Raw genomic sequence first — 3,783 nt, 5'->3', positions numbered from 1 at the left:
CGTCTGCAGGATGCTGCCGCCTTCATCAAGGTCAATATGCCTTTGGGCCTTGGTGGCACATTGGACGATCAGGATGCCTGGGATATTGCCCTGTATATGAATAGCCACGAACGTCCGCAGGATCCCCGTTTTACGGGTGATCTGGATGAAACTCGCGATAAATACCATGATGGCAAGTGGTCATTATATGGGCGGAAAATCAATGGTCATCTGTTGGGTGGCCCGGCAAGCGCCTATTGATAACACATGCAACGAAAATTCCCTATTTTTACTGTCGCAGCACTACTTACCAGTTCTGGGTTGATAGATGCTGCCGAATTACCAGTTGGTGAAACTCGCTTGAGCGGCACACTGTTTCTGGATTCCACCTGGCTGAGAAAAAAGAACAGCGGCATTCCTGATAATAGCGATGCCAACGTCGATCTGAAAAGATTTTTCTTCAATATCGATCATCGCTTCAGTGAAGTATGGTCAGCACAGATCACCACTGATATTCAGTGGATGCGTCATGATTATCCTGATCCATGGCTACGGCATGCCTATATACAAGGAAATTTCAGTAAAGCATTCACCATGCGGCTGGGTGCTGCACCCACCCCTTGGCGAAGCTACGTTAACAAATGGTCAGGTTATCGTTATGTGGAAAGAGATCTGACTGCTCGTGCCCGGATTGGTGGCGGATCGGATTGGGGCGGTCATGTATCCGGTTCGTTTGATACCGCAGGCCATATCCACTATGCAGCAGCCGTGATGACCGGTGCCAGTTACCAAAAGCTGCGTGTTGGTGATATTCCGGATGTCAGCGTGCGGATTTCCTGGGAACCAAATGAGAACAGTGCAATCAGTCTTGGTAGTTACCGTGGCAGGTTTGCTCAGGATTATGGCATCCGACAAGCACTACATACGGCACAAAGCTGGAATTTGATGGCGGCTTGGGCAAACGAGCACTGGCGCATAGGCGGACAGTATTTTTACGCCCGGAATCTGTACCGAATCTTACAGCCAGACAGTGATCGTTCGTATGGCTGGTCTGTCTGGACCAGCATGCAGTTAACTCCTGTGGTGGCCGTACTGGCACGACACGACAAACTCAAGCCAAGCACCTGGCTCGATCCATATCAGCAAGACCGTTACAGCCATATCGGTCTGGAATGGAAAATTAATTCATCACTACGTATGGCTGCAATCTGGAAACACGGAAGCATTCGTAATATCAATCAGCAACGGCAAACCATCGATGAAGCAGGCGTGTGGGCGAGAATCCATTTCTGAGTAATCATGGCCCGGATCAGGGCCGGATTCTTGTCCAGGTATCAATAAACCAACGTGGAGGAAGTTATGAGATTGAAATCATTTCTGAATCATTTCAGCAATCGCGAAAAAGGCTTGGCTGTCAGTATTCTGCTACCCACACACCGGATGTTTCCAGATAACAAACAGGATGCCATTAAACTGAAAAATCTGGTTACAGAGGCGCATAACCAGCTGCGAACCTGGCCGGACAAGCAGGAAGCTGAAATAATCATGCACGCTATCGAGCAAAAGATCAGTACGCATGACCACAACTATAACCTTGATGGCCTAGGTATTTTTGCCAACCGGGAAGGCGTCATCCTCATCAATTTTCCTTTTTCTGTGAAGGAACAGATGATCGCCGGTGAAGCTTTTGCCATCCGCGATCTCATCCGGGAAATCAATGGTGCCGTGCATTACCATATCCTGGTGATCTCACGTACTGATGCCCGGCTGATTGAAGGATTCAACAGTCACCTGGTTCATGAATTTGATGCAAGAACGGCACTGAGGATCGGCAGTTTCCCGATGGAGAGCCCGTTCTTGTTTGCGGCAAAAGGACTAGATCGTGCTCAAATTCCTAACGAAGCAGCGAATCTCAAGGAATTTTTTAATCGCGTGGATAAAAACCTGCAAGAAATCCAGAACAAGCCAGAGCAAGAACGTCTGCCGGTCATTCTTGCCGGCGATGCGCGCAATGTGGCTTTCTTCAAAGAGGTGTGCGATCAGCCAGCAGATATCGTCAGTGAGATAACGTCTATTCCGGATCTGAAAATTCCGGCAGAAAAGATCATTACCGAGATACAGGGGCTCATCTCCGATCTGCGCCGATCGAGAGCCGAAACGGCATTGCAGTATATTGCGCAGGCGCGCAATAGTCACCAGTTGCTGACGGATCCCTCCATGATTTTCCGTGCAATTGATGCTGGCAATGCGGCACGCTTATTCGTACGCCAGGGGTATATCCAGCCGGGGATAATCGATTTTGATCAAAAAATTGTTACGCTGCATGAAAATCCCGTGACAGCAGGCGCGACTGGCGGCACGGTGTCGAATGATGCTGTAGGTACGCTGATTGAACTGGTTGTCCAGCAGGGAGGTGATGTTCACTTCCTGTCAGCTGATCAGCTGGGCAAGGAAGCGCCGCTCAGCTTGCAGATGAGGTACTGATGGGGCTTCAAAGCTGAAAACGGGTTGCACTTAATTACACCGATTGAAAGGAGAATTTATCATGAGCACAATAGAAAGAAAGATGGCCAGGGTGCTTTCACGTAACTGGTGGGTTCTATTACTGCGTGGCCTCATCGCAATTCTATTCGGCATCTTTATCTGGATGCAGCCGGAAATCTCGCTCATAACATTCGTATTACTTTTTGGCGTGTATGCCCTGGCAGACGGAATTCTTTGTATCTGGACCGCTATCACAGGACATAAAGAACACGAACACTGGTGGATTTTGCTACTTTGGGGGCTTGTCGGTGCAGGAGTCGGTGTTTTAACGTTTTTTATCCCCGATATCACGGCATTGGCCCTTCTTTTTTATATTGCCATCTGGGCAATTGCCACGGGTATCCTTGAAATTGTGTCAGGAATACATCTGAGAAGAGAGATAACGGGCGAGTGGCTGCTTATTATCAGCGGTTTGGCATCAATCCTGTTCGGAATCATTCTTATGGCACAGCCTATCGCTGGTGCACTCGTTCTACTCTGGCTGATTGGGAGCTATGCAATTATTTTTGGAAGCCTTCTGGTGATTCTAGCCTTTAAAATTCGTGCCTTTGCCAAATAATCCATATCTTTTGCCAGAGCTGGGACAAAAATCACCCTCTCCACGGGATAGCAACAAAGAATCACAAATAAAATTATCTGCAATTTTAAATACACACAGAAGAACCGATACGGAAGATCCCCTGCTGTCCGGCACAGCAGATCGTGTATTTATATTTACTGCACACGGTGCGGGCAGACACTCGCCTGACAGTAAATTGCCGGAACTGTCATGATAAAACGAAAGGTACAGGACAATGGGACTTCTGATTGACGGAGAGTGGCACGACCAGTGGTACACCACCCAGAACGGAGAATTTGTGCGTGAAAATGCCCAGTATCGCAACTGGGTCACGCGCGATGGTCAACCCGGCCCTACGGGAGAGGGAGGGTTTGCCGCCGAGACAGGCCGCTACCACCTGTTTGTATCGCTGGCTTGCCCATGGGCACACCGCACGCTGATTTTTCGCCGCCTGAAAGAACTGGAAACCCACATCGGTGTGACTATTGTTGATCCCAGAATGCTGAAGCACGGCTGGACATTCAGCGAAGTTTCTCGCGACAACCCTGTGCCTGGAATCTGTCATTTGCACCAGCTCTATACCCATATCAAACCGGATTACACCGGCCGTGTCACTGTGCCAGTATTATGGGATAAACAGCGCCACACGATTGTCAGCAATGAATCTGCTGAAATTATCCGTATGTTTAACAGTGCATTCG

At 48.8% G+C, this 3,783-nt stretch carries 3 protein-coding genes and 2 pseudogenes; all 5 read left to right on the top strand.

Translation table 11 applies throughout. From position 1 onward, the window contains the following. Positions 1-240, top strand: a pseudogene (locus tag IT527_RS00130) (cytochrome C); the annotation flags it as partial. Between the two features lie 6 nt (positions 241-246). Further along, positions 247-1,272, top strand: a complete 1,026-nt coding sequence (locus IT527_RS00125) for a hypothetical protein (RefSeq protein WP_292964874.1) — start codon at positions 247-249, stop codon at positions 1,270-1,272. Positions 1,273-1,338: 66 nt separating this feature from the next. Further along, positions 1,339-2,463 (top strand): hypothetical protein, encoded by a 1,125-nt coding sequence (locus IT527_RS00120; RefSeq protein ID WP_292964872.1) that lies wholly within the window; start codon positions 1,339-1,341, stop codon positions 2,461-2,463. A 61-nt stretch (positions 2,464-2,524) separates the two neighbouring features. Beyond that, positions 2,525-3,082, top strand: coding sequence for an HdeD family acid-resistance protein (locus IT527_RS00115; protein ID WP_292964869.1), 558 nt, complete (start codon positions 2,525-2,527; stop codon positions 3,080-3,082). A 235-nt stretch (positions 3,083-3,317) separates the two neighbouring features. Beyond that, positions 3,318-3,783 (top strand): annotated as a pseudogene (locus IT527_RS00110) (glutathione S-transferase family protein); the annotation flags it as partial.

Origin of the sequence: Nitrosomonas sp. (assembly GCF_020852615.1) — a bacterium.
In the GTDB taxonomy this organism is placed as follows: Bacteria; Pseudomonadota; Gammaproteobacteria; order Burkholderiales; family Nitrosomonadaceae; genus Nitrosomonas.
This window is presented reverse-complemented; position numbering and strand designations above follow the sequence as displayed.

Bases quoted from the DNA above. Each gene is read 5' to 3' on its own strand.
- IT527_RS00125 (WP_292964874.1), top strand. From the start codon at position 247: ATGCAACGAAAATTCCCTATTTTTACTGTCGCAGCACTACTTACCAGT.
- IT527_RS00115 (WP_292964869.1), top strand. From the start codon at position 2,525: ATGAGCACAATAGAAAGAAAGATGGCCAGGGTGCTTTCACGTAACTGG.
- IT527_RS00120 (WP_292964872.1), top strand. From the start codon at position 1,339: ATGAGATTGAAATCATTTCTGAATCATTTCAGCAATCGCGAAAAAGGC.